At 63.0% G+C, this 21,505-nt stretch carries 20 protein-coding genes; 15 read left to right on the forward strand and 5 right to left on the reverse strand.

Going from position 1 to position 21,505, the window contains the following annotated elements; genetic code table 11:
* The first annotated feature begins 173 nt into the window (after positions 1 to 173).
* From attM to ABID16_RS00150, 12 genes are all read left to right on the forward strand, one after another.
* Entirely contained in the window at positions 174 to 944 is a 771-nt protein-coding gene (gene attM, locus ABID16_RS00095; RefSeq protein ID WP_112693969.1) for an AttM family quorum-quenching N-acyl homoserine lactonase, read from the forward strand.
* A 44-nt stretch (positions 945 to 988) separates the two neighbouring features.
* Positions 989 to 2,155: an ABC transporter substrate-binding protein gene (locus ABID16_RS00100; protein WP_354553841.1), complete on the forward strand. Its 1,167-nt coding sequence runs from the start codon at positions 989 to 991 to the stop codon at positions 2,153 to 2,155.
* A gap of 109 nt (positions 2,156 to 2,264) precedes the next feature.
* The gene (locus tag ABID16_RS00105) at positions 2,265 to 4,115 is read left to right on the forward strand and encodes a sugar ABC transporter ATP-binding protein (protein ID WP_354553845.1); all 1,851 of its coding nucleotides are present in this window, start codon (positions 2,265 to 2,267) and stop codon (positions 4,113 to 4,115) included.
* Positions 4,112 to 5,515 (forward strand): ABC transporter permease, encoded by a 1,404-nt coding sequence (locus ABID16_RS00110; protein WP_354553849.1) that lies wholly within the window; start codon positions 4,112 to 4,114, stop codon positions 5,513 to 5,515. Before ABID16_RS00105 ends, ABID16_RS00110 begins: the two co-directional genes overlap by 4 nt.
* Positions 5,515 to 6,876: an ABC transporter permease gene (locus ABID16_RS00115; protein ID WP_354553853.1), complete on the forward strand. Its 1,362-nt coding sequence runs from the start codon at positions 5,515 to 5,517 to the stop codon at positions 6,874 to 6,876. The genes ABID16_RS00110 and ABID16_RS00115 overlap by 1 nt, the downstream gene beginning before the upstream one ends.
* Positions 6,877 to 6,924: 48 nt before the next feature.
* Positions 6,925 to 7,626 carry a bacteriorhodopsin gene (locus ABID16_RS00120; protein WP_354553857.1) on the forward strand — a complete coding sequence of 234 codons (702 nt, stop codon included), beginning with the start codon at positions 6,925 to 6,927 and terminating at the stop codon, positions 7,624 to 7,626.
* A gap of 48 nt (positions 7,627 to 7,674) precedes the next feature.
* The gene (locus ABID16_RS00125; RefSeq protein ID WP_354553861.1) at positions 7,675 to 9,345 is read left to right on the forward strand and encodes a flotillin family protein; all 1,671 of its coding nucleotides are present in this window, start codon (positions 7,675 to 7,677) and stop codon (positions 9,343 to 9,345) included.
* A 68-nt stretch (positions 9,346 to 9,413) separates the two neighbouring features.
* On the forward strand, positions 9,414 to 9,839 hold the full coding sequence (locus tag ABID16_RS00130) for a hypothetical protein (RefSeq protein ID WP_354553865.1): 426 nt from the start codon (positions 9,414 to 9,416) through the stop codon (positions 9,837 to 9,839).
* Positions 9,839 to 11,755 carry a hypothetical protein gene (locus ABID16_RS00135; protein WP_354553869.1) on the forward strand — a complete coding sequence of 639 codons (1,917 nt, stop codon included), beginning with the start codon at positions 9,839 to 9,841 and terminating at the stop codon, positions 11,753 to 11,755. Before ABID16_RS00130 ends, ABID16_RS00135 begins: the two co-directional genes overlap by 1 nt.
* Before the next feature lie 28 nt (positions 11,756 to 11,783).
* Positions 11,784 to 12,908 carry a zinc-dependent alcohol dehydrogenase family protein gene (locus tag ABID16_RS00140; RefSeq protein ID WP_354553873.1) on the forward strand — a complete coding sequence of 375 codons (1,125 nt, stop codon included), beginning with the start codon at positions 11,784 to 11,786 and terminating at the stop codon, positions 12,906 to 12,908.
* Positions 12,909 to 13,169: 261 nt separating this feature from the next.
* Positions 13,170 to 14,090 (forward strand): AraC family transcriptional regulator, encoded by a 921-nt coding sequence (locus ABID16_RS00145; protein WP_354553877.1) that lies wholly within the window; start codon positions 13,170 to 13,172, stop codon positions 14,088 to 14,090.
* 113 nt (positions 14,091 to 14,203) lie between these two features.
* Positions 14,204 to 14,953, forward strand: a complete 750-nt coding sequence (locus tag ABID16_RS00150; RefSeq protein WP_354553881.1) for an SDR family oxidoreductase — start codon at positions 14,204 to 14,206, stop codon at positions 14,951 to 14,953.
* A 315-nt stretch (positions 14,954 to 15,268) separates the two neighbouring features.
* On the opposite strand, the gene ABID16_RS00155 is transcribed toward ABID16_RS00150, so the two are convergent.
* A complete protein-coding gene (locus ABID16_RS00155) occupies positions 15,269 to 15,862 on the reverse strand; it encodes a TetR/AcrR family transcriptional regulator (RefSeq protein ID WP_354553885.1) in 594 nt (197 codons plus the stop codon).
* 45 nt (positions 15,863 to 15,907) lie between these two features.
* Between ABID16_RS00155 and ABID16_RS00160 the strand changes: the two genes are divergently transcribed.
* Positions 15,908 to 16,357 (forward strand): VOC family protein, encoded by a 450-nt coding sequence (locus ABID16_RS00160; protein WP_435532373.1) that lies wholly within the window; start codon positions 15,908 to 15,910, stop codon positions 16,355 to 16,357.
* Positions 16,354 to 16,743, forward strand: coding sequence for a nuclear transport factor 2 family protein (locus tag ABID16_RS00165; protein ID WP_354553892.1), 390 nt, complete (start codon positions 16,354 to 16,356; stop codon positions 16,741 to 16,743). The genes ABID16_RS00160 and ABID16_RS00165 overlap by 4 nt, the downstream gene beginning before the upstream one ends.
* 396 nt (positions 16,744 to 17,139) lie before the next feature.
* Here the strand turns inward: ABID16_RS00165 and ABID16_RS00170 are convergent, their stop codons facing one another.
* On the reverse strand, positions 17,140 to 18,648 hold the full coding sequence (locus ABID16_RS00170) for an MFS transporter (RefSeq protein ID WP_354553896.1): 1,509 nt from the start codon (positions 18,646 to 18,648) through the stop codon (positions 17,140 to 17,142).
* A 134-nt stretch (positions 18,649 to 18,782) separates the two neighbouring features.
* Here ABID16_RS00170 and ABID16_RS00175 point away from each other — a divergent pair, with 134 nt between their 5' ends.
* Positions 18,783 to 19,733, forward strand: a complete 951-nt coding sequence (locus tag ABID16_RS00175) for a LysR family transcriptional regulator (RefSeq protein ID WP_354553900.1) — start codon at positions 18,783 to 18,785, stop codon at positions 19,731 to 19,733.
* Positions 19,734 to 19,790: 57 nt separating this feature from the next.
* Here the strand turns inward: ABID16_RS00175 and ABID16_RS00180 are convergent, their stop codons facing one another.
* The 3 genes from ABID16_RS00180 to ABID16_RS00190 all read right to left on the reverse strand — a co-directional run bounded on the left by ABID16_RS00180 (position 19,791) and on the right by ABID16_RS00190 (position 21,505).
* Positions 19,791 to 20,702 carry a DNA cytosine methyltransferase gene (locus ABID16_RS00180; RefSeq protein WP_354553904.1) on the reverse strand — a complete coding sequence of 304 codons (912 nt, stop codon included), beginning with the start codon at positions 20,700 to 20,702 and terminating at the stop codon, positions 19,791 to 19,793.
* Positions 20,677 to 20,862, reverse strand: a complete 186-nt coding sequence (locus ABID16_RS00185; protein WP_354553908.1) for a Com family DNA-binding transcriptional regulator — start codon at positions 20,860 to 20,862, stop codon at positions 20,677 to 20,679. Before ABID16_RS00185 ends, ABID16_RS00180 begins: the two co-directional genes overlap by 26 nt.
* A gap of 172 nt (positions 20,863 to 21,034) precedes the next feature.
* On the reverse strand, positions 21,035 to 21,505 hold the full coding sequence (locus ABID16_RS00190; protein ID WP_354553912.1) for a hypothetical protein: 471 nt from the start codon (positions 21,503 to 21,505) through the stop codon (positions 21,035 to 21,037).

The following is a 21,505-nucleotide window of genomic DNA, read 5'->3' on the forward strand; positions in this document are numbered from 1 at the left end:
GACGAGCCATGAAGATCATTGAATTCGACGACAAGGGACGGCGCATCGAGAGCGATGCATCCGCACCGGCGCGGTCCGGGAACGCCTCGTCGCTTGCCCCGCGCCCCAGTTTCTCCCCGGCCCCGAAGGAAGCGCCGCGTACGAGGCGCAAGTCTTCGGGGATCGAATTGCACATGTTCCAGACCGGAACGCTGAAAACGAAGACGAAATACATCAAGATGAATCAGGGCGAGGGGGATTTCGAAATCCCCGTGCCGTGGTTTCTGATCAAGCACCCGCAAGGCAACGTGGTCATCGATGGCGGCAATGCGGTGGAAACGGCCATCGACAAGCGCGGTCATTGGGGCGCTGTGGTCGAAGCCTACGATCCGGTCATGTCGGTCTCGGAAAACTGCGTCGATCAGCTGAAGATGGTCGGCGTCAGCGCGCAGGATGTGCGCTATGTCGTGCAGTCGCATCTGCATCTCGACCATACAGGCGCCATTGGACGGTTCCCCAAGGCGCAGCATATCGTTCAGCGCAGCGAATACGAATATGCCTTCAAGCCGCACTGGTTTTCCGCCGGTGCCTATATCCGCGCCGATTTCGACCGGCCGGGCCTGAACTGGAAGTTCCTCGGCGGCGAGTTCACTGACAATTTCGATCTCTTCGGCGACGGCACTGTGCGGATGATCTTCACGCCCGGCCATTCGCCGGGACACCAGTCCTTCCTGATCACGCTGCCGGAAAGCGGGCCGATCCTGTTGACGATCGATGCCGCCTATACGGTGGATCACTGGGAAAACCGGGCGCTGCCGGGCCTTGTCACGTCCTCGACGCAGGCGGCGGACTCCGTCGCCAAGCTCAGGCGCATCGCCCAGGACACGAATGCCATGGTCGTCACCGGCCATGACCCGGTGACCTGGCCGGGCTTCCGCAAATCCCCGCAGGATTTTTATGACTGATCGCTGGACCGGATGACCGGCCCGCAACTAGGAGGAGAGTTGGAATGTTACGCAAACTGGTATGCGCAGCGGCCTTCGTGGCCGTCTCCGCAAGCGCCGTCTTCGCCGCCGGCGTTGACGAGATCAACCCGGATGTCGCCAAGCGCCTTTACAACAAGGAGATGCTGGACCCGATGCAGCCGATCGGGCCGAGCAAGTGGCGCGATTTCAAGCCGAAGAAGGGTCCGCCGTGGAAGATCGGCTATGCCTCGTCCTATGCCGGCAATACCTGGCGCGCCGCCGCGATGGACGAACTGCAAAAGGTCATCGTGCCGGAGTGGAAGAAGCTCGGCCTGATTTCCGATGTCGTCGTCACCCAGTCGAACCTGAACGATTCCACGCAGATCCAGCAGATCCGCCAGCTCGTCGATCAGGGCGCGGATGCCATCATTCTCTGCTGCTCCAACCCGACGGCGCTCAACGCCTCGGTGAAGTATGCCGCCGACAAGGGCGTTCCGGTCTTCTCGATGACCGGCTACCTGACCTCGGAATATGCCATCAACTCGTCGGTCAACTATCAGGTTGGCGGCTATGAGATCGGCAAGGCCATGGCCGACCAGCTCGGCGGCAAGGGCAATGTTCTCGTCGTCGAAGGCATTCCCGGCACCTCCGGCTCCGACAGCCAGAACCGCGGCGTTCTCGCAGGTCTGAAGTCCGCTCCGGATATCAAGGTCGTCGGCTCGGTCGCGGGCATGTGGACCGACCAGGTCGCCCAAGGCGAAGTGCAGAAGTGGCTGGCCACCAACCCCGGCAAGCTCGATGGCATCGTCGTGCAGTCGGCTGCCGAAATGGGCGTGCTGCGCGCCGTCCAGCAGGCCGGCCGTGGCGAAATCCCGGTTGCCATCGGCGGTGAACTCGGTGCGCTCTGCTACTGGCGCAAGAACCCGAAATATATCAACGCCTCCTATCAGCTCTGGCCGGCGGCAGACGATATCCAGCTGATGTGGCACATCATGATGCGCACGCTGGAAGGTCAGGGCCCGAAGATCCAGTCGATCCTCGTCGATCCGGTGAAGCTCACCTATGACGATCTCGCAAAGGTGATGGACGAGAACTGCAACCTGAACAGCGCCGAATGGCTGAAGGTCGGTGCAGACCACTGGGGTTACAGCTCGGCCTATCTCGACAACTTCTTCCTGCGCCCGGCCGATCCGCGCGCCTTCAAGAAGTAAACGCCTGACGGGCAAGGCCGTGCCGGAAACGGCGCGGCCACCCGAACCACCGTTTCAACCTCAGTGTCTTTCGTTTCATCGGTCGCGTCGCGACCAGATGGGTAGTCTCATGACGTCCACAGCTCCAGAGATCGCACAGCCTGCCGGCCGGGAGACCATCCTGGTGCGTGGCGTGAAGAAGTATTTCGGGCCGACCCGGGCGCTCGACGGGGCTTCCTTTTCGGCACGCGCGGGCGAAATCCACGCCATTGTCGGCGGCAATGGCTGCGGCAAGTCCACCATGGCCAAGGTCGTCTCGGGCATCCTGCCGGTCGATAGCGGCACGGTTTCCATTCTGGGCGAAACGCCCTCCACGCCGGCCGAAAGCCGGGCATTGGGCATATCCACGGTCTATCAGGAAGTGCTGGTGGCGGACGAAAGCTCGGTCGTTGACAATATCTTCATGGGCTCGGACCGGCTCTTTTCCAAGACGCTCTCGCAGGAGCGCAAGGTGGCGCGCGCCGCCGAGCTGATGGAGGAACTGTCCGGCGAGCCTGTCGATCCGCATGCCCTGGTTGGCACGTTGCCGCTGGGCCTGAAACAATGGATCACGATTGCGCGCGCACTTTTGTCTGAACCGCGCATCCTGATCCTCGATGAAAGCTCCGCCGCACTCGACTTCGATTCCACCGAGCGGCTGTTTGCCCGGATGCGGGCGCTGCGCGATCGCGGCACGACGATCCTGATCGTCACCCATCGCATTGCCGAACTGGTCCGAATTTCCGACCGCGCCACCGTGTTTCGCGACGGCCGCGATGTAGGCGTTCTGGAAAAGGAAGACATTACCGAAAAGAACCTGCTGCGGCTGATGACCGGCGAGGACCGCTCGGCAGGCCATGCAAATGCCCAAGCCCCGCAGCCGAAGACGTCCGAGCGGGCGATGAAGGCGCGCAAGCTTGCCGTCTGGCCGAATTCCAAACCTTTCGATTTCGATCTGCGGCGGGGTGAAGTGGTCGGCATTGCGGGTCTGGACGGGCAGGGGCAGGACGCCTTCGTGCGCGTTCTGGCCGGGGTCATGGGTGCATCGCAGGGACTCGTGCAGGTGGCCGCCCGCGACGGCACATGGCAACCTGTTCGAAACCTGCCGGAGGCCGTGGCCAACAAGGTGGCCTATGTGTCCGGTGACCGCAAGCGCGAGGGCATCTTCGCCTCGCTCTCCATCTTCGAAAACATGGTCATGCCGCTCTATCGCGAGAAAAAGCGCGGCGGCATTCTCGGCTTCATCGATCGCGGCACGCTGTCCACGCTGTTCAAGCGCGAGGCGGAGAACCTGCTGATCAAGTTCGGCGTCAAGGAAGACCGCATCACCTCGCTGTCGGGCGGCAACCAGCAGAAGGTGCTGATCGGGCGCGGCTTTGCCATGCGGCCCGATGTCATCATTCTCAACGATCCGGCGCGCGGGATCGATGTCGGCGCCAAGACCGAGCTTTACCGGCATCTGCGCGCCTATGCCGAAGAGGGCAGGGCCGTGATCTATCTCTCCTCCGAGATCGAGGAGTTTCTGGGCTTCGCCACCCGCGTCATCGTCTTTCGCGATGGTGCGCCGTTCGATGCTTTCGACGGACGGAGCCTGGAGCCGAAGCGCGTGCTGGAGGCCATGTTCGGCCAGACCGGCGGCGAAGGACTGAAGGCTGCCTACGGTCTGCGTCCCGGCGCACTGCAGGCTGCCGGCGCATCCGCCGGCGCCGTCGCTGTGCAAAGCGACGGCCCGCGGGTGCGCGTTGACGTTCCCGCCGAAATCAGGCCGCAGCCGGCTTCCGCCGCACCGGTTCAGGCCGGAAGCGTGGCGCATGCGGTGCCGGCGGAACGGTTCGCGAATGATCCATCACCTGCGCGCGCAAAGACCACACCAACGGTGAAACCCATCCGCATCGTCGAATTCGGCGAAAACGGCGCGCGCATCGAAGGAGGGCGGACATGAGCCTTCCGGTGAGGCAGCAAGAGACATCCGGTGCGGAACCGGTTGCCGCGAAGGCGGCCGAGCAGGGCGGGCGCTCCAACCCGTTTCTGCTGATGCCGATCACGCTTTTCTTCGCGCTTCTGTCGATCGCGGTGCTGCGCACGCCAAGCCTCATGACACCCTCGGGCATCGGCGCGGCCATCATCGTCGTTACGCCGCTCATTCTTGCGACCTACACGCTCATGGCATCGACCATTGCAGGGCGCGGTACGGTCGACTTGTCTGTCGGCCCGCTGATCGGCTTCATCAACGTGACGATGATCCAGTTGCATGCCGGCGGCGTGCTGGAAAACCCGATCCCTGTCTTCCTCTACTGCATGGCGGTGGGCGCGGCCTATCAGTTCATTTTCGCGCTGATCGTCATCTTCGTCCGCGTGCAGCCGATCATTGTGTCGCTGTCGGGCTATCTGGCGCTGTCGGGTATCAATCTCGTCATCCTGCCGCGACCGGGTGGCGTTGCCCCTCCCTTCATGGCCGAATGGGGCTATGGCACATCGATCTTCTCGCCGGTTCTGGTCATCCTGGTGCTGGCGACGGTCGCCTGGCTGCTCTTCACGGCGACAGCCTTCTACACCCACCTGCGCCTCATGGGCTCGGACGAGCGCGCGGCCTATACGTCGGGCGTACCGATTACCATCGTGCGCATCGGCGCGCATCTGATCTCGGGCTGTTTTGCCGGCCTTGCCTCGATCTGCTTCACCGCGCTGATTTCCTCCGGCGACCCGTCGCAGGGCACGACCTATACGTTGATCGCGGTGACGGCGCTGGTTCTGGGCGGCGCATCGCTTGCCGGCGGGCGGGGTGGCGTCTTCGGCTCGGCGCTCGGGGCGCTGAATCTCTACATGATCACCTTCGTGCTCTCGAGCTTCAACTTCGGCTCGGTCCAGAGCTTCGTGACGAACCTTGCCTATGGCGCGATCCTCGTCATCTCGCTGCTTCTGACGCTGCTGATCCCCGTCATCCAGCGCCATATCCGCAATTTCTCGCCGCTGCTCTATTTCGTGTCGCTCGGCGTCGTCGTGTTCGGCATCGCGCTGCATGCCACGTTCGACTACACGAGCCTCGGCGAGGCGCCCGCCTATCTGCCCGGTCCGATGGACATGCAGAAGGCGCTGACCGCACCGCTCGAGATCGCCACGCTGACGCCGCAGACCCTGGCGCTGAGGGCTCAGGCCATGCCCTTCGTCTTCTTCTCCATCCTCCTCGCCGTACTGGCCGTCTTCCTGCGTCTTGCGGTTGGCCAGGCGAGCCGGCGCAGCATCGGACCGGCGGTGGCCGTGGTGGTTGCCGCCCTCGTTCTCGGCGGTGCATGGGTCATGCATGAGGGCGTTTCAGTGCCGGGCACGGAGGCTGTTCGCTAATGGAAAAGCTGCCACAGATCGGCCTTCCGGCCCGCATTCTCGGCCTCGTCATAGCCATCCTGCTCGCCGGTCTCGGCGCGGGCTTCGGCTTCGCGCAGGGCATGGCCGTGCAGGTCGTCATCCTGTCGGCCATTGCGACGCTCGCGCTCACCGTCTGGGCCTGGCGCTATGTCATCGGCCAGTTTGTCGATACCGAAACCTTGGTCGCCGATGGGCCGAGCCCGTTGCGTCAGGCCTGGATGCAATATCGGTGGCCGTTGATCGGGCTGGCGCTGGTGCTCGCCGCCTTCCTGCTGCTGTCGCTTTCCATTCCGGGCTTCTTCAATATCTGGAATGTCCTGTCGCTCATCATCCTGCTCGCCATTCTTGTCTTGACGCGCACGCTCGGCCGGCAGTTCCAGCAGAACCGCTCCGCCTTCATCGGCATCATGGTTCTGGCGGGCCTGTTCTCCGTCGGCTCGATGAACATCGAGGGATTTGCCTCGGGCAACAACATCAAGTCGATGCTGCTCTTTGCCTCCTTCCTTGGCATTGCTTCGATCGGCCAGACGCTGGTGGCGCTGCTCGGCGGGCTCGATCTGTCGATCCCCTTCATTATCGGCGGGGCCAATGTCGGGCTGCTCTATCTGATCGGCCTCGGCGTGCCGCCATGGCTCGCCACGATCATCGTGCTGCTGATCGGCACGATCTTCGGCGTCATCAACGGGCTGCTCAGCTATCGTCTTCAGGGGCAGGCGCTGATCGTGACGCTCGGCACGGGTTTCGCGATTTCCGGCGGCGTGCAGATCGTCACCTCCATCGGCTCGGCCTATTCCGGCAACGTCTTCGGCACCGTGCCGCCGTGGCTTGCCAATATCTCGGCCATGAACGGAACCACCTTCGGCCTGCCGTTCCCGCCGGTCATTCTCGTCTGGGCGCTGATCGCGCTGATCCTCATCGTCGGGCTGCGCACGACCGTCTATGGCCGCTACCTCTATGCACTCGGCGTCAACCGCACGTCGGCCAGCCGCGTGATGATTTCCGAAATGCGCTACTGGGTGATCATGTATGCGCTGTCCGGTTTCTTTGCAGCACTCACCGGCGGGCTGCTGCTCGGCTGGTCCGGCGGCGGCTTCATCGGGGTGGGCGATCAATATCTCTTCCTGACGCTGGCGGCTGTTGTCGTGGGCGGCACGTCGCTCCTTGGCGGCGCGGGTGGCTACGGTTTTACGGTCATCGGCGTGCTCGTGCTTCAGGTTCTTTCCAGCTTCCTGGTCGGCATCGGCCTCGATTTCAAATGGCAGCAGTTCATCTTCGGCCTGCTCATCCTTCCCATGGTGGCGCTCTATGCACGCTCGCCGCATATCCGCACGCAGATCTGAGGTGAACGCAATGCGACACGACCTTTTCCTTCAAGGAGGACAATGACTATGGCGGTCTATCAGACACCCGACCTCACTGCGGCCAGCTTCTCCGCCGACCTGTTCGGTCTTGCCGCAACCACGGTGCTGCTCCTGATGGGAACGGCCTGGATCGGCAAGCAGTGGAGACTTCCCGTCGTGCTTTGCGCGCTGGCGGCGCTGGTTGGCGTGGGCTCTGTCCACGAGGCGCGCGAGGCGTGGTTTGCGGGTCAGGGCGTGCCGGTCGTCTATCACTATGTCGGCTGGGCGGTGTCCATGCCGCTCCAGGTGATGGCGCTCTTCTTCCTCGCCGGCACGGCCGGTAAGCTTTCCGCCGGTCTGTTCTGGCGGCTGGTCATCGTCTCCATGCTCATGGTTTTCGTCCGCTATCTCGGCGAGGCGGCCTTCATGCATCCCACACTCGCCTTCCTCATCGGCCTCGTCTTCTGGCTCTATCTGCTCGGCGAATTCTATTTCGGCCGCATGGACGATGTGGTGCGGTCTTCGACCGGCGATACGCTGCGGCGCGGCTATTTCTGGCTCCGGCTGATCGTCACCATCGGCTGGGCGATCTACCCGCTCGGCAACTTCCTTACCGCCTTTGCCGGCATGACCGACGATGGCAGCATCTCGGTCGCCTACAACGTCGCCGATATCCTCAACCGCATGGCCTTCGGCATCGCCGTTCTGTCGACCGCCGTCCTCTCGTCCGAGGAGAAGGCCGGTGCCTGATTTCCATCATTTGCCTGAAACCCCTGCTCATTCAGAAGGAATACGTCCATGAAGGGTGCAGACGTCATTGCCATCATCATTCTGGCGGCCATCGTCATTGCGGTCGCTGCCTATCTTCTGCACTGGCTTTATCGCCGTTCCACAAAGGATGTCAGCTTCGTGCGGACCGGCTTCGGCGGCGAGAAGGTCGTCATGGGCGGCGGCGCGCTGGTGCTGCCGATCCTGCATGACCTCACCGAGGTCAACATGAACACGCTGCGGCTGGAAGTGACCCGCGCGCGGGAAAAGTCGCTGATCACCAAGGACCGCATGCGCGTCGAGCTCACCGTCGAGTTTTATGTCCGCGTAGCGCCCAATACGGATGCGGTGGCGACCGCCGCCCGCAGCCTTGGCAATCGCACGATGAATGCCGAGCAGCTCAAGGACCTGATCCAGGGCCGCTTCGTCGACGCCATGGGTGGGGCCGCCGCCAAGATGACGCTCGAATTCATCCACGAGAACCGTCAGGCCTTCGTGAAGGAAGTGAAGCAGGAAGTGGCCGAAAGCCTTGCGCTCGACGGTCTTGAGCTGGAATCCGTGTCGCTCACCTCGCTCGACCAGACCGACATCAAGCTCTTCGACCCGTCGAACACATTCGACGCCGAAGGCCTGACGCATCTGACAGAGCAGATAGAAAGCCGGAAGAAGAAGCGCAACGACATCGAGAAGGACACGGCAATTGCCATCCGCGCCAAGAACCTCGAAGCCGAAAAGCGCAGCCTCGAGATCGAACGCGACAGCGAATATGCCCGGCTCTCGCATGAGGCGCAGGTCGCCATTGAGCGGGCGTCAAAGAAGTCCGAGATCGCTGCCCAGAACGCCCAGCGCGAACGCGAGATCGAGTCGGTCAAGCTGAAGGAGCGCGAAGCCGTCGAGCGCAGCCGCATCGACATGGAGCGCGAAGTCGAACGGCTGGAAATCCGCCGCCGCGAGACGATCCAGATCGAGGAACAGGCCCGCGAGATCGCCGTCTCCATCAAGTCCAAGGAACGCTCCGAGGCGCAGGCCGAGGCCGAGAAGGCGCGCGCCGCGATGATCGAGGCGCAGGAAAAGGTGATGACGGTTCGCGACACCGAGATCGCCAACCGCCAGAAGGCGATCGAGCGCATCGAGGCCGAACGCGCGGCGGAAGCCGAAGCCGCCCGCATCCGCATCCTGGCAGAAGCCGAAAAGGCCGCCGCCAAGGATCGCGCCGATGCCGACCGGATCGCGGTCGCCGCACTGGAAGAGCGCATGAAGGTCGAGGCTGCGGGCAAGGAACGGCTCAATGCGGCGGAGAACATGCGCTCCGACGCAAGCCGCCGCTCGGCGCTGCATCGCTCGCTGGTGGAGAACCTGCCCGCGATCATCCGCGAAAGCGTCAAGCCGATGGAGAAGATCGAAGGCATCAAGATCCTGCATGTGGAAGGGCTTCCGGGCCTTGCCGGCGGCGGATCGGGCCAGCTGGTTGCCGGCGACGAGGCGGGCGCGCCGCGTGACGGGAACCTTGCCGAACAGGTCGTCAGCTCCGCGCTGCGCTACCGCACGCAGGCGCCCTTCGTCGACACGTTGCTCGGCGAGATCGGCCTGACGGCCGAGACCATCCATCGGCCGCATACGCTGAGCGACCTTTCCAAGGTCGTCTATACCGAGCCGGCGGCACCTGTTGCCTCCACCAAGGAAAAGAACCGGCCGAACTGAACCTGATGTCCGGCCGGGGTCTGCCCGGCCGGTCGCCTCCGCCCGCGTGACGATGCAGGAACCCTTCCATGAGCCAGACCGACGCCCGTATTGAACGCTCCGTGCTGATCTTCGCGATCTGGGCCGTGCTCGGGCTTTTCGGCCTTTGCGTCTTCCTGGAGGGCATGAAAACCGACTGGTGGGCCCTCTCGAGCGCCGGCGTTCTCGCGATCGTTCTGGCCTTCGTCGCCCATATCGTCGTCAACGGCCTGTTCGACACCGGCTTTACGCAAGGCGAAGCGGCACTGGGGATCGGCGCCTACGGCGTGCTCGGCCTCATCTTCGTGATCTCGGCGACGGGCGGCGACATGACGATGGCGGACTATTACTCCGGCCTGACGCTCTTCGGTGTGCTGGCTGCGGGTTTCCTCGCCTATCTGTTCACGCGGCATGGTTTGCGCGGGGCGTTCTCGCGCTTCCATATGAAGCCGACCGACGGATCGGAGGCGCATTGATGATCTGGCTTCCGCTCTTTGCGCTGTTCTATTCGATCGTCGTTCTCTACTGGGCGCGGCTCAGTGCGCAGGCGAATGGCGACTACCAGACGTTCTTTTCCGCCGCTCACGGCCTTTCGCCCTGGATTTCGGCGCTGGTGATTGCGGGCGCGAGCCTCTCCGGCTGGGCCGTGCTGGCCGGCGCGGACGAGATAGGCCACCATGGTTTCGGGCTCGCCGCCACCCTCCAGGCCGGCGTGGCGCTGGCGCTGCCGGGTGTCGTCTTCTTCAAGCGGATATGGCTGCTGGGCCAGCGGTTGCGGGTCTCCTCGCTGACCGAATTGCTGCGCGCCTATTGGGGCTCGGAGTTCCTGACGGCATTTTCCGCTGTCGTCGCTGTGCTCTTCGCGGTCGCCTTTGCGGGGCTCCAGCTTCATGCGCTGTCGCAGCTCGCCTCCGATCTCGGCGGCGGCCTTGTCTCGCAGGAGATGGCTGCGGCCCTGCTTGGCCTCATTCTGTTTGCCTATGTCGTCATCGGCGGCATGCGTGCCGCAGGCTATCTCGGCGCGATCCAGTCGGTCGTCGCGGGCGCTGCCATTGTTGCGCTGGCCGGCTTCGCGCTGATTGCCTCGGGCGGATTTGCCGCGATGAATGCGGGGCTTGCGAAACTCGCGGCCGATCCCGCAACGGCAACCCGCTTCATCGTGACAGGTGTCGTGCAGTTCACGGCCGGTCTCGGCAAAGAGGCAGCCGCCGGGCATGAAGGCACGGCGCTTGCCAGCCTCTCCTTCGCCATGGCGCTGATGGGCCTGCAGGCGAGCCCGATGATCATGAAAGTGGTTCTTTCCACCGCAAGTCCGCGCGGTTTCGCGGCCGGGCAGACCTGGGTCATGGCCGGTGCGGCAGGCGCGCTTGTTGCCTTCTGCATCGCCATTGTCGGGGCCAGCGCGCTCATCGATCCGGCACATGCGCTCACGGGCCTGCTGGCCGGTCTCTCGCCCTGGTTCTCGGCCTGGATATTCCTGGGTCTGCTGGCGGGCGTGCAGGTCATGGCAGCGGTCGCGCTCCTGTCTGCCGGGGAGACGCTGGTGCGCCATCTCTACAAGCCATTCTTCCATGCCAGTCTGTCGCGGCGCGATACGGTGACGCTGACGCGCGTCGTCATCGGCCTGCTCGTGCTGGCCAGTGTGCTCATGCAGGTGCTGACCCCCGTGGCGCTGACGCTTCTCGCCTCGCTCGCCCTGCCGCTCAGCTTCCAGCTCTGGACGCCGCTGCTCGGCATGACCTGGTTCCGCTGGATCACGCGGCCGGCCGCCGTAACCGGCGTCGGCTTCGGTATTGCCGGCGTGTTGCTCACCGAGCCATTCGGCATCTCGGTCCTGTCCTTCTTCGGGCTTGATCTGCCCTGGGGGCGCAATCCCTGGACCATTCATTCCGCCGCCTGGGGCATGGCTGCCAATGCCGCCTTCACGCTTCTGATCTCCGCCTTCACGCAGAGGCGCGGCTTCGGCGAGGAAGGAGAGGAGGCCCGGCGCTTCCTGTTCGGTCAGCTTGCCGGCAGTCCGCGCGTTCGTGCGCTGCGCTCGACTGCCTGGTCGGCAACGCTCGCCTGGCTGTTTCTTGCGATTGGTCCAGGGCTGGTTTTCGGCAATTACGCCTTTTTGGGTACGGATGGCCACTGGGTTCTCGGCATGCCCTCGCTCTGGGGCTGGTCGCTGACCATGTGGGTGGCCGGGCTCGGTCTGGTCTGGTTTCTCTCCTACAAGATGGAACTGGCAAGCCCGGCCCTGGTTCAGGTGCCGGCCTATGTGCCGCGCCCGCGCCTGCGGGTGGGGCAGGCGCAAGCCGAGATGCGCCGCCGCCGCGCTGCGGTCATTGTCATTGCTATCGCAGCCAGCCTTTTGGTCGTAACCGCGCTCGCCTTCGGCCACCGATAAGACACATGAATATCAAGGGAAGAGTGACATGAGAGCCAGAATTGCCCTGCTGAGATCCATGGGGACAGCGCGTCCCTATCAGGACACGAAGCCGCTCGAGATCGTCGAGGCGGATCTGGAGGATCCCGGCTTCGGCGAGGTGCGGGTGAAGATGGCTGCGGCCGGGCTGTGCCATTCCGACCTTTCGGTGATCAATGGCGACCGTCCTCGCGACATGCCGGTGGCGCTGGGCCATGAGGCTTCGGGCGTGATCGAGGCGGTGGGGCCGGGGGTGACGCGCTTCTCCCCTGGAGATCACGTCGTCCTCGTCTTCGTACCCTCCTGCGGCCACTGCGTTCCCTGCGCCTCCGGCCGGCCGGCGCTTTGCGAGCCGGGTGCGGCGGCGGCGGCCAAGGGGACGCTGCTCGGCGGCGAACGGCGGCTGCGCTACAAGGGTGAGGCGATCAACCACCATATCGGGGTATCAGCCTTTTCAACCCATGCCGTGGTGTCCGAAAACTCCTGCATCAGGATCGACAAGTCGATCCCGCTCGATCGCGCGGCCCTTCTCGGCTGCGCGGTGCTGACGGGCGTCGGCGCGGTGCTGAACTCGGGTGAGCTGAAAATGGGTGAAAGCTGCGCCATCGTCGGCCTCGGAGGGGTGGGCCTTGCCGGCTTGCTCGGCGCAGTCGCTGCGGGTGCGGAAACGATCATCGCTGTCGATATGGCCGAACACAAGCGGGCGCTGGCGCAGGAGCTTGGCGCCACGCATGCCATCGACCCGACCAAGGAGGGGGCTGTCGCCGAGGTCAAGGCGCTGACCAGGGGCGGCGTCGATCTGGCGGTGGAACTCGCCGGGGCGGCCCCCGCATTGAAATTCGCCTACGAGATCACCCGTCGTGGCGGCACGACCGTCACCGGCGGCCTGCCCAACCCGAGGGCCGAATTCACCATTCCCGCCGTGTCGCTGACGGTCGGCGAGCAGACGCTGAAGGGCTCCTATGTCGGCTCCTGCGTGCCGGTGCGCGACATCCCGCGCTTCGCCGCCATGATGCAGGCCGGCAAGCTACCGATCGAAAAGCTGATGACGCATCGGATCACGCTCGACGAGATTAACGAGGGTTTCGAGCGGCTGGCCACCGGCGAGGCGATCCGGCAGGTCGTGGTGTTCTAACCGCCCTGGTGGGGTTTGAGAGATGGGAGGTGCTTCAACGCGGCCGGGGTGCTTTGCGATCGTTCTCGCAGATCACTCTTTTTGTATGGCCATATTGTCAGAAACGGGCACAAGGGCTTCAAGCCTGTCTCAGCAAAAACGGTTGCGCGGGTTGCTTAAACCCCCGGTTCTCGAGGTACCACCCTTCCCATTATCAGGCACTAGACTTGCCGGCCTGGACGATCCATAATTTATTCTAAGATTAATCCATGGATCATCCAAGTGGACCCTCTCAGCGATGTGATCGCCCTACTTCGGCCGAACACGGCCGTCTCGAAGCCTATTTCCGGCCGGGGCGCATGGGCGGTGCGCTATGCTGCTCATGATGCCCCCGGTTTCACCATCGTTCTGAAGGGCGAATGCTGGGTCACTTTTGAGGGCGAAGCGCCCTTGAAGCTGAACACGGGGGCATTCCTGCTTCTGCCGGCCACGCCGGCCTTCACGCTCGGCAGCCGATCCGACATCGTTGGGACGCCCACAGAGCCGATGGATGTGCCGGTTCGTCACGGAGAGCAGGAGGGCGAGGCTGATTTCACAGCGCTCGGCGGAACGTTTAGCATCGAAACGGCGAATGCGCCGCTGCTGCTTGCCCTGTTACCACGCATGATCCATCTCCCGCCGTCAGAGGGAAGAACGGCGCGCCTCGGCCGGTTGATCGATCTGATTGCGGAGGAATGCCGGAGCGAGGAACCTGGCAAGGACATGATACTCCAACGTATGCTGGAGGTTCTTCTCATCGAGGCTCTGCGCTCGCAGGGAACGACGATGGATGATGACCGCGCCGGCTTGCTTCATGGCATGCGTGATCCCGCTCTGGCGCGCGTGCTTGCGGCCATGCATACCGATGTGCGGGCAGACTGGACGGTCGCAGGCCTTGCCCGCATCGCGGGTCAATCGCGTTCCGCCTTTGCCGCACGCTTTGGCGCGGTGCTGGGCTGTGGCCCGATCGAATATCTCGCTCGCTGGCGGATGGCTCTTGCGAAAGACGCTCTGCTTCGGGGTGCCAAGACGCTTGACCGGATTGCAGACGACATCGGCTACGAATCCGCCAGCGCGTTCAGCACGGCCTTCCGCAAGCGGCTCGGCTACCCGCCGGGGCAATTCGCCCGAATCAATGGCAGTCGCTTTCGCGTCGGAGGCTAAAGCGACACCAATCCTTATTTTGGACGATTGGAAAATATGTCTGGACTTTTGATTATAGATCGTCTCACCGGTCGGCGCTATCAAGGAACCATCCGAAACGAATGGAGGTTCCCATGCAAACGATCTTGATTACCGGTACATCCTCTGGCTACGGCCTGGAAACGGCCCGCCACTTCCTCGACAAGGGCTGGAATGTCATCGCCACGATGCGTCGCCCCGACGCCAGCCTTTTCCCGGCATCACCGAAGCTGCGTCTTTTGCCGCTCGACGTGACAAACGATGAGAGTATCGCGACAACGGTCGCGGCGGCCGGGCCGATCGATGTTCTGGTCAACAATGCCGGCATCGGCGTTGTCGGCGCATTCGAGGCGACGCCCATGGCACATGTCCGCAAGGTTTTCGCCACCAACACGTTCGGCGTCATGGCCATGTGCCAGGCGGTCATTCCGCAGATGCGTGGGCGCCGGTCTGGCGTGATCGTCAACGTGACCTCGAGCGTGACGCTAGCCGCCATGCCACTTGCTGCCGCCTACACCGCCAGCAAGCAGGCGATCGAAGGCTTCACCGGTTCGCTGGCACATGAGCTTGGCTACTTCAATGTGCGGGCGAAACTGGTGGAACCGGGCTACGCACCGACGACGCGCTTCGCCCAGAACACGGATGTTCGGATCGAAGATCTGATCCCGCCACCCTATGCCGGTTTTGCAACGCCGATCTTCGAGGCTTTTGCGCGGCCCGCCATGACGACGAAGGAAACGGATGTCGCAGAGGCCGTCTGGGATGCCGTTCATGATACGTCAGCCCGGCTTCAGTTTCCCGGTGGTGCCGACGCGGTCGCACTCTACGAAGCGGGTAATGGGTGAGGCCAGACACATTGCCGAACGTGGTGCGGCATCGACCCTGGTCTGTGCCGCCTCTTTTCGGTGCACCCCACAATCCGGGGTGCCCGAATCTCTGCCCGACGAATGCCATCGTTCTTTCCGTACGGCCGACTGTTATCGATCCGGAGGCAAGGCCCATTGCGCTATAGGCAACGATTTCGGCATGAAAACGGAAAGGCGGTTGGAAGTTGGCGCACCACGCCGGGTGAAGACGAGAACTATGTCTACGCTATAGCCCTCCTTTAGGAGGGCATCAGAATGTCCCGCGCGCAGTCGAACGGATGGTTCCCACCCCCATCAGCGTACAAGCAGGGCAAGCGCCCGGGCCACTAGGCTGTCGGCAAATTGAAGGTCGAGCGGCAGATGACCAACGAGCAACCGATAGAAAACGGGCGCGTAAATCATGTCGAGCACCGTCTCGATATCGACAGGCGACACTATCTCGCCTCGCGTGACGGCCTCGCCTATGAGGCGCCGCCCGGCTTCCCGGCTCGATAGGATGACACGGTTGCGAAAGGCCTTCGTCATTTCGCTTTCGGGATCGGACGCTGCCAGCGCCAGCGCGATCTGGCGCCCGCGCGTCGTTGCAAAAGCCGTGACAAGGGCTTGCATCTGGGCGCGTAGCGATCCCGCCAGGCTGCCCTTGGCCTTGTCCGCCTGCAAATCGGGATCGGCCATGAGCGCCGCCATCGCCAGCTCGCCGGCATTGGCCCAGTTACGATAAAGGGTGGGTTTGCTGATCCCCGATTTCGCGGCGACGGCTTCGATGGTTAGCCGACCGAACCCCTCGCTCAACAGAATGTCGCGCGCCGCTTGCAACGCTTTGTGACGCGCCGGCGCGCTCGGTGGCCTGCCGCGCGGGCGCGGCGATAATGATTGATCTTGACTCATTTAATTACGTTCCGTATCGTAAATTAAATATCTTTGCAAGGAGCGATCATGTCGTCCATCACTTTGGTATCACCCTATATCGTGGTGCGCGGGGGTGAAGCGGCCATCGCCTTCTACAAGGCTGCCTTTGGCGCCGAGGAAATCTTCCGGATGACTGACCCGTCTGACGGGCGCATCGGCCATGCCGAGCTGCGCTTGGGCGAGAGTGTTGTCATGCTCAGCGACGAGTATCCCGATTTCGGCGCGGTCAGTCCGGACACGATCGGTGGTTCCCCGGTGACGCTGCATTTGTCCACCAAGGCCGTCGACGCGGATGTGGCCCTGGCTGCCGCGCATGGTGCCACCGTGTTGCGCGCGGCGACCGACCAGAGTTTCGGGGAACGCAGCGCGCTGGTGCTCGATCCCTTTGGTCATCGCTGGATGTTGTCGCAGACGATCGAGACAGTATCACCTCAGGAAATGCAGCGGCGCTGGAATGAAGAGACCGGAGCATGACCGCCGACGAACAGGCGCTGGTGGATGCCGAGGCGGCGTTCAACCGCGCGATGATCTCCAACGATCCCGCGAAAATCCGTGAGTGCATCAGCGCGGACTGGATACTGGTGACGCCCGAGCGCGGCCCTATCCCCGGCGCGGCCGTGTTGGACGCGATCGCCAGCGGAACCCTCGTTCACGATACCATGACGAAGCAGAGCAGGGTTGTTCGCGCCCTCGGCGATACGGGTTTCGTCACGGGCCGGGGTCACAACACGGGCTGGTTCCGCGGTGACCCGATCAGCGCGGATGAATGGATCACCGACATCTATCGCCGCGTCGAGGGCCGCTGGTTGTGCGAACTGACACATCTGACCCCGGCGGCTGCGCCCGACGAGAAGGCATGACGCCATAAATGCCGGCACGGCTTGCAATGTCGGCCCGGCATCCTCATCGCCTCCGTGTGAAACGTCCCGGACAGGAAGAAACTGGGTTCCGCGCGCCCTGGCACTGGTTTGACAGTTGGATCGCACGTGGCCCAACTTTCCCGATCTGAACGACGAGAAAGGACCGGAAAGATTCGAACTTTTCTGCCGCCGAAAGCCGCCGTTGCTACGCTTCTCCACTCACAAACTGTCGCGCGCGTTTCATACCGGCGCAGTTCCGGCGGCGCATGCGTAACATGGAGGGCAATCGGCGGAATTTGGCGCACCGCGCCGGGTGAAGACGAGAAATACATCTACGCTATCGCCCTCTAAGGCCCTCCCGAGTTCCGCGACTTTTGGCTGCCCGCTCTCAAACCTCTACGCCGGTGGCCTTTTTTCGTCTCGCCGCGCGAGCAGTGCAAAGACTGCAGCCGCGCATATCATGGTGATGCCGGCCAGCACCCGCGAGAGGGTCGTGAAGGCGGCTTGATATGCCTGCGTTACGGTCGAGCTATCGAGTTGAGGCGACAATACCGTCACCCCCGCCGCGTCGCCGATCGCCAGCCGCTGCCCAGCCTGCGCCAAAACATCGCCGGACAGGCCGGGGCCGTGATGGAGTGCCGCCGCGATCAGCGCGGCGAGCGTAGCACTGACAACAGCGAGCGCCACGCCTTCACCAGCCACGCGCACCGTGCCGAAGATGCCGGTCGCCATCCCAGCGCGTTCCTTTGGCACCACGCTCAAAGAAAGGCCGTCCATCAGCCCCCAGGGCAGGCCGCTGCCGATACCGATGAGCAGCATCGGCGCGATGATTGATCGAGCATCTCCGACCTCCACCGTCCCCAGCCATAGCAGCCCGGCCGCCGCGGCGACAAGGCCGATGCCAGATAGCAGGCCTGACGAGACACGGCGCGCGAGCATTGCTGCTACGGTAGGGATGACGAGCATCGGCGCGGACAGCGCCAGCATCAGCAGGCCGGTCTCGATCTCGCTGCGCCCCTCGACGCCGATGAAACGCAGCGGAAGCAGGACAAGCAGGACAACAAAGCACGCGCAAGTCGCGACTGGAAGAAGCTGGACGCCGACGAACCGCCGATAGCGAAACAGCGACAGGTCCAGCATAGGGCGCGCCATCCTCAGTTCGACAACGACGAAGGCCGCCATGAAGGCCACGAAGGCCGCACCGAGGGCAAGCATCGCCGGGCTGGTCCAGCCGACGGCGGACGATTGGATCATCGCCACGGTGAAGACGGTGAGCATCGCCGTGAAGCTGAGGGCTCCCGCCCAGTCGAGGGTGCTTGCCTCCGGATCTCGCGTCTCGCGCATGCGCGGCAGCCCGAGCAGCAGCGCTGCCGCTCCGACGATCGCGCTGGTCAGGAAGATGGCCCGCCAGCCGACGCTCTCTACCACGAGGCCGGTCACGACCGGCCCGAAGGCAAGGCCGACACCGAACGTGGTGCCCAGCAGGCTGAAGGCGCGGGTTCGCGCCTGACCGACGAACTCCTGCGCCAACGCTGCGCTGCCGCCGGCCAGGGCCGCCGCCGCGCCGACGCCCTGGCCGGCGCGCAGCAGGTCGATCAGCCAGACCGAGGGGGCGAGCCCAAGCATCAGCGAAAAGCAGGTGAACGTGGTCACGCCGATGGCGAAGATCCGCTTGCGGCCATAACGATCGGCCAGAGTTCCGGCCGCCATCATCAGGCTGCCGAAGGTCAGCATGAAAGCGTTGGTGATCCAGGTGAGCGCCACAGCGCTTCCGCCGAGATCCCGGCTGATCGCCGGCGTCGCGACCGCGCCTGCGGAAAAACTCAGCGGAAGAGTCAGTGCAGCAAGGCAGACCGCGCCCAGCACCAACGTGCTTCTATCCTGGACTTGGGGGGTATCGATCATTCTGTGCTCTCCGGCTCGGGCGGTTGCGGGAGGTGCCCCCCCACGTCGAAACCCATTTCTCGCTCATTGCCGGGTTGACGATAATCCGCCGGGCGATCCTTTCATTGTGTCCTATGGGGATGTAATAATGCGCTATGAACAATCTCAGCGACATCTCCGCATTCGTGCGAGCCGCGGAACGCCTGAGCTTTGCGGAGGCCGGGCGTGACCTTGGCCTGTCGTCATCAGCGATCGGCAAAAGTGTGGCGCGGCTGGAGGCGTCTCTCGGGGTACGGCTGTTCCATCGCACGACCCGGCGTGTGTCGCTCACCGAGGAAGGTGCGCTGTTCCGAGATCGTTGCCGCGGCATCCTCGGTGACCTGCGCGACGCTGAGGAGCTGGTCACTCGCAGCATTGGCACGCCGCGCGGTATGCTGCGGATCAGCCTGCCGACCATCGGCTATCGTTTCCTGCTGCCGGTATTGGCCGAATTTCTTGGCCGCTACCCGGGGATTGAACTGGAACTCGACTTCAACGATCACCTCGTTGACGTCGTCGATGGCGGGTTCGACGCCGTAATCCGCAGCGGACTGCTGGCGGATTCGAGTCTCATGTCGCGCAAACTCGGCCCGTTCCGCTTCGTGCTTTGCGCGGCGCCCTGTTATCTAGACCGCAAGGGAACGCCCGCCCGACCTGCCGATCTGGCCCTGCACGATGCGCTGCGCTTCCGCTTCCCGACCTCCGGCAAGATCCAGGACTGGAACATCTCTGTCGAAGCGCCGGTGCCAGGCATGCGCACCGTGCTGACCTGCAACAATATGGAGGCGATGCGGGCCGCGGCGATCAATGGCCTTGGTATTGCCTATATGCCCGACTTTCTCGCCGAAGACGCGATCCGGGGCGGCGCGCTAGTCAGCCTCCTGGACCGCTTTCTCGTCGATCCCGGTCAGTTCTCCATCCTATGGTCGTCGGGGCGGCAGATGTCGTCGCGCCTGAGGGCCTTTATCGACTTCGTGGTCGGACGCCTTTTCTGTGGCGCGGCGCGACCTTTTGGACAAAACGGCGTTAGCTTTCGGACACGAAAACAAAAAATAGAACGTCGCTAACGATTGGGTTGCTGATGGGCGCGGGCAATCGAAGAAAGTGCACGCCCATCAGCATTCTTAGTTACCCTTCAGCATGGCAGCCTTAAGAGTTCGCCACGCATAAGCTGCAGCCAAGCTGACCACTCCGTTACCGGCCGCATCGGATCGGTCCATCCGATTTTCCAGCCCATCACCCAGTCCGAAAAATTCGGGTTGAAGGTCAGGTCTCCTGTCGAGGATCTCGGCCCAGCTTGCAAACTGATGTGGAGCGGGTGCGAAGACTGGAACCTGAACGTCCGTGTTGGCGTCGCCCCGCAGGCTTTCATCAAAAGCCAGATGTGCGTCCAGAGGCGCGCCACCTTTCCCAGAGCAACCTGCGAGCCCGTTTGAGTGGGGTCGTCCCTGAACTTCATCCCGGCCGACGAAAGCTCCAGTTCGATCCGGTTGCAGTATAGCGACTTTGTCGGCGTGGGCCATAATGAAGACGCGTCTCCGAATCTGGCTCGCGCCACATTCGAGCGCGCTGAACAAGCCCGCTTTAACTCTGAAACCCATTGATCGAAGGTCGCCGATGACAGTGGAGGCTCCCAACGACAAGTGACCTTCGACATTCTCGAAGAAGCACCATTCCGGTTCGACCTCGGAGACGATGCGTCGGATGCTAGGCCAAAGATGGCGGGGGTCGTCTTCTCCTTTTCGCAAGCCGGAAAAGGAGAATGGTTGGCATGGATATCCTCCAGTGACGAGATGAACCTTTCTACGCCAAGGCACGCCGTCGAAGGTGGTAACATCGTCCCAAACAGGAGCGTTATCCAAGGCCGCGTCAGCCATCCTCGCCACGAGGGTGGCCGCTGGGAAAACTTCCCGCTCAACGTAGCAGACAGTACGATATCCGGGTTCTGCGATATGGAGGCCGACCTCCAGTCCTCCAACGCCAGCGCAGAGGGCAAGTCCGTTAAGCCTATCATTTCTCTGGGAATATAAAGCCACACGAGTTTCTCCAATTAGGTCGCTCTCGGCGATCTTGTGAAGGGCTCATTGGCCTCAGATGATTCATGGTGCCGCAACGACGGCATTTGATCTTGATAACAGCGCGAATCGCCTCTGCTTGGAAAAGCAAAGCGCCGCACTGGCAGCGTATATTCTCCATTTTTTAACCAGACGTAATCCACAACCCAGTCGGCCCCTCGGGGCCACAGGTGCGGAGGTTATCCTTGGTCGCTTCCGGGCGGGTTCGGTCGCCAAACTTCATCCCGCCTCCGGCCTTCGGGCCGGCACCTGGTACTTTCCGATTGCTGTCGCCGTCGGCGACCACATTTTGTTTAAGATCGAACCCACCGGCTATTTCCGGCGTAATCCGCCGGCAGCGGGTCCATTGATAGAAGCGTGCGCTGCGCAGCCAGCACCGCGCCGGCAGCTGCGGCAAAGGCATCAGCCTTCGCGAGCACGGTTGAGGCCATCTGAGCGACCGGAACTTGATCTGCGGCGGCAAGAATAGAGAGTAGCGGCGCATCTGCGCTCGCATCCGCAATGATTGCTTTTGCTTCGGTGACCTGTTGCGACCAAGTCTCCCGCTCTTCCTGAGAATATGGGGAGCCAATCAGTGCAAGGCGGCGGGCGCCTTCAGCGCGGATCATCTCGGAGGTGATAGCCTCAGCGTAGGGCGCTGTCTTATTGCCGGCCGCAACCCATTCAAGATACAGGCCGTAGTCGCGATTTCCCGGATCTGCAGGTATAACAGCGCCATCGTCAATACGAATTATCCAGCCCATTCGATCAAGCTTATATGTCAT

Source organism: Limnomicrobium aquaticum (assembly GCF_040545545.1).
Classification (GTDB): domain Bacteria; phylum Pseudomonadota; class Alphaproteobacteria; order Rhizobiales; family Rhizobiaceae; genus Ensifer_A; species Ensifer_A aquaticum.

Excerpts from the sequence above, each read along its gene's own strand:
- attM (WP_112693969.1), top strand. The coding sequence starts at position 174 with ATGTTCCAGACCGGAACGCTGAAAACGAAGACGAAATACATCAAGATG.
- ABID16_RS00100 (WP_354553841.1), top strand. The coding sequence starts at position 989 with ATGTTACGCAAACTGGTATGCGCAGCGGCCTTCGTGGCCGTCTCCGCA.
- ABID16_RS00105 (WP_354553845.1), top strand. The coding sequence starts at position 2,265 with ATGACGTCCACAGCTCCAGAGATCGCACAGCCTGCCGGCCGGGAGACC.
- ABID16_RS00110 (WP_354553849.1), top strand. The coding sequence starts at position 4,112 with ATGAGCCTTCCGGTGAGGCAGCAAGAGACATCCGGTGCGGAACCGGTT.
- ABID16_RS00115 (WP_354553853.1), top strand. The coding sequence starts at position 5,515 with ATGGAAAAGCTGCCACAGATCGGCCTTCCGGCCCGCATTCTCGGCCTC.
- ABID16_RS00120 (WP_354553857.1), top strand. The coding sequence starts at position 6,925 with ATGGCGGTCTATCAGACACCCGACCTCACTGCGGCCAGCTTCTCCGCC.
- ABID16_RS00125 (WP_354553861.1), top strand. The coding sequence starts at position 7,675 with ATGAAGGGTGCAGACGTCATTGCCATCATCATTCTGGCGGCCATCGTC.
- ABID16_RS00130 (WP_354553865.1), top strand. The coding sequence starts at position 9,414 with ATGAGCCAGACCGACGCCCGTATTGAACGCTCCGTGCTGATCTTCGCG.
- ABID16_RS00135 (WP_354553869.1), top strand. The coding sequence starts at position 9,839 with ATGATCTGGCTTCCGCTCTTTGCGCTGTTCTATTCGATCGTCGTTCTC.
- ABID16_RS00140 (WP_354553873.1), top strand. The coding sequence starts at position 11,784 with ATGAGAGCCAGAATTGCCCTGCTGAGATCCATGGGGACAGCGCGTCCC.
- ABID16_RS00150 (WP_354553881.1), top strand. The coding sequence starts at position 14,204 with ATGCAAACGATCTTGATTACCGGTACATCCTCTGGCTACGGCCTGGAA.
- ABID16_RS00155 (WP_354553885.1), bottom strand. The coding sequence starts at position 15,862 with ATGAGTCAAGATCAATCATTATCGCCGCGCCCGCGCGGCAGGCCACCG.
- ABID16_RS00165 (WP_354553892.1), top strand. The coding sequence starts at position 16,354 with ATGACCGCCGACGAACAGGCGCTGGTGGATGCCGAGGCGGCGTTCAAC.
- ABID16_RS00170 (WP_354553896.1), bottom strand. The coding sequence starts at position 18,648 with ATGATCGATACCCCCCAAGTCCAGGATAGAAGCACGTTGGTGCTGGGC.
- ABID16_RS00175 (WP_354553900.1), top strand. The coding sequence starts at position 18,783 with ATGAACAATCTCAGCGACATCTCCGCATTCGTGCGAGCCGCGGAACGC.
- ABID16_RS00185 (WP_354553908.1), bottom strand. The coding sequence starts at position 20,862 with ATGGAGAATATACGCTGCCAGTGCGGCGCTTTGCTTTTCCAAGCAGAG.
- ABID16_RS00190 (WP_354553912.1), bottom strand. The coding sequence starts at position 21,505 with ATGACATATAAGCTTGATCGAATGGGCTGGATAATTCGTATTGACGAT.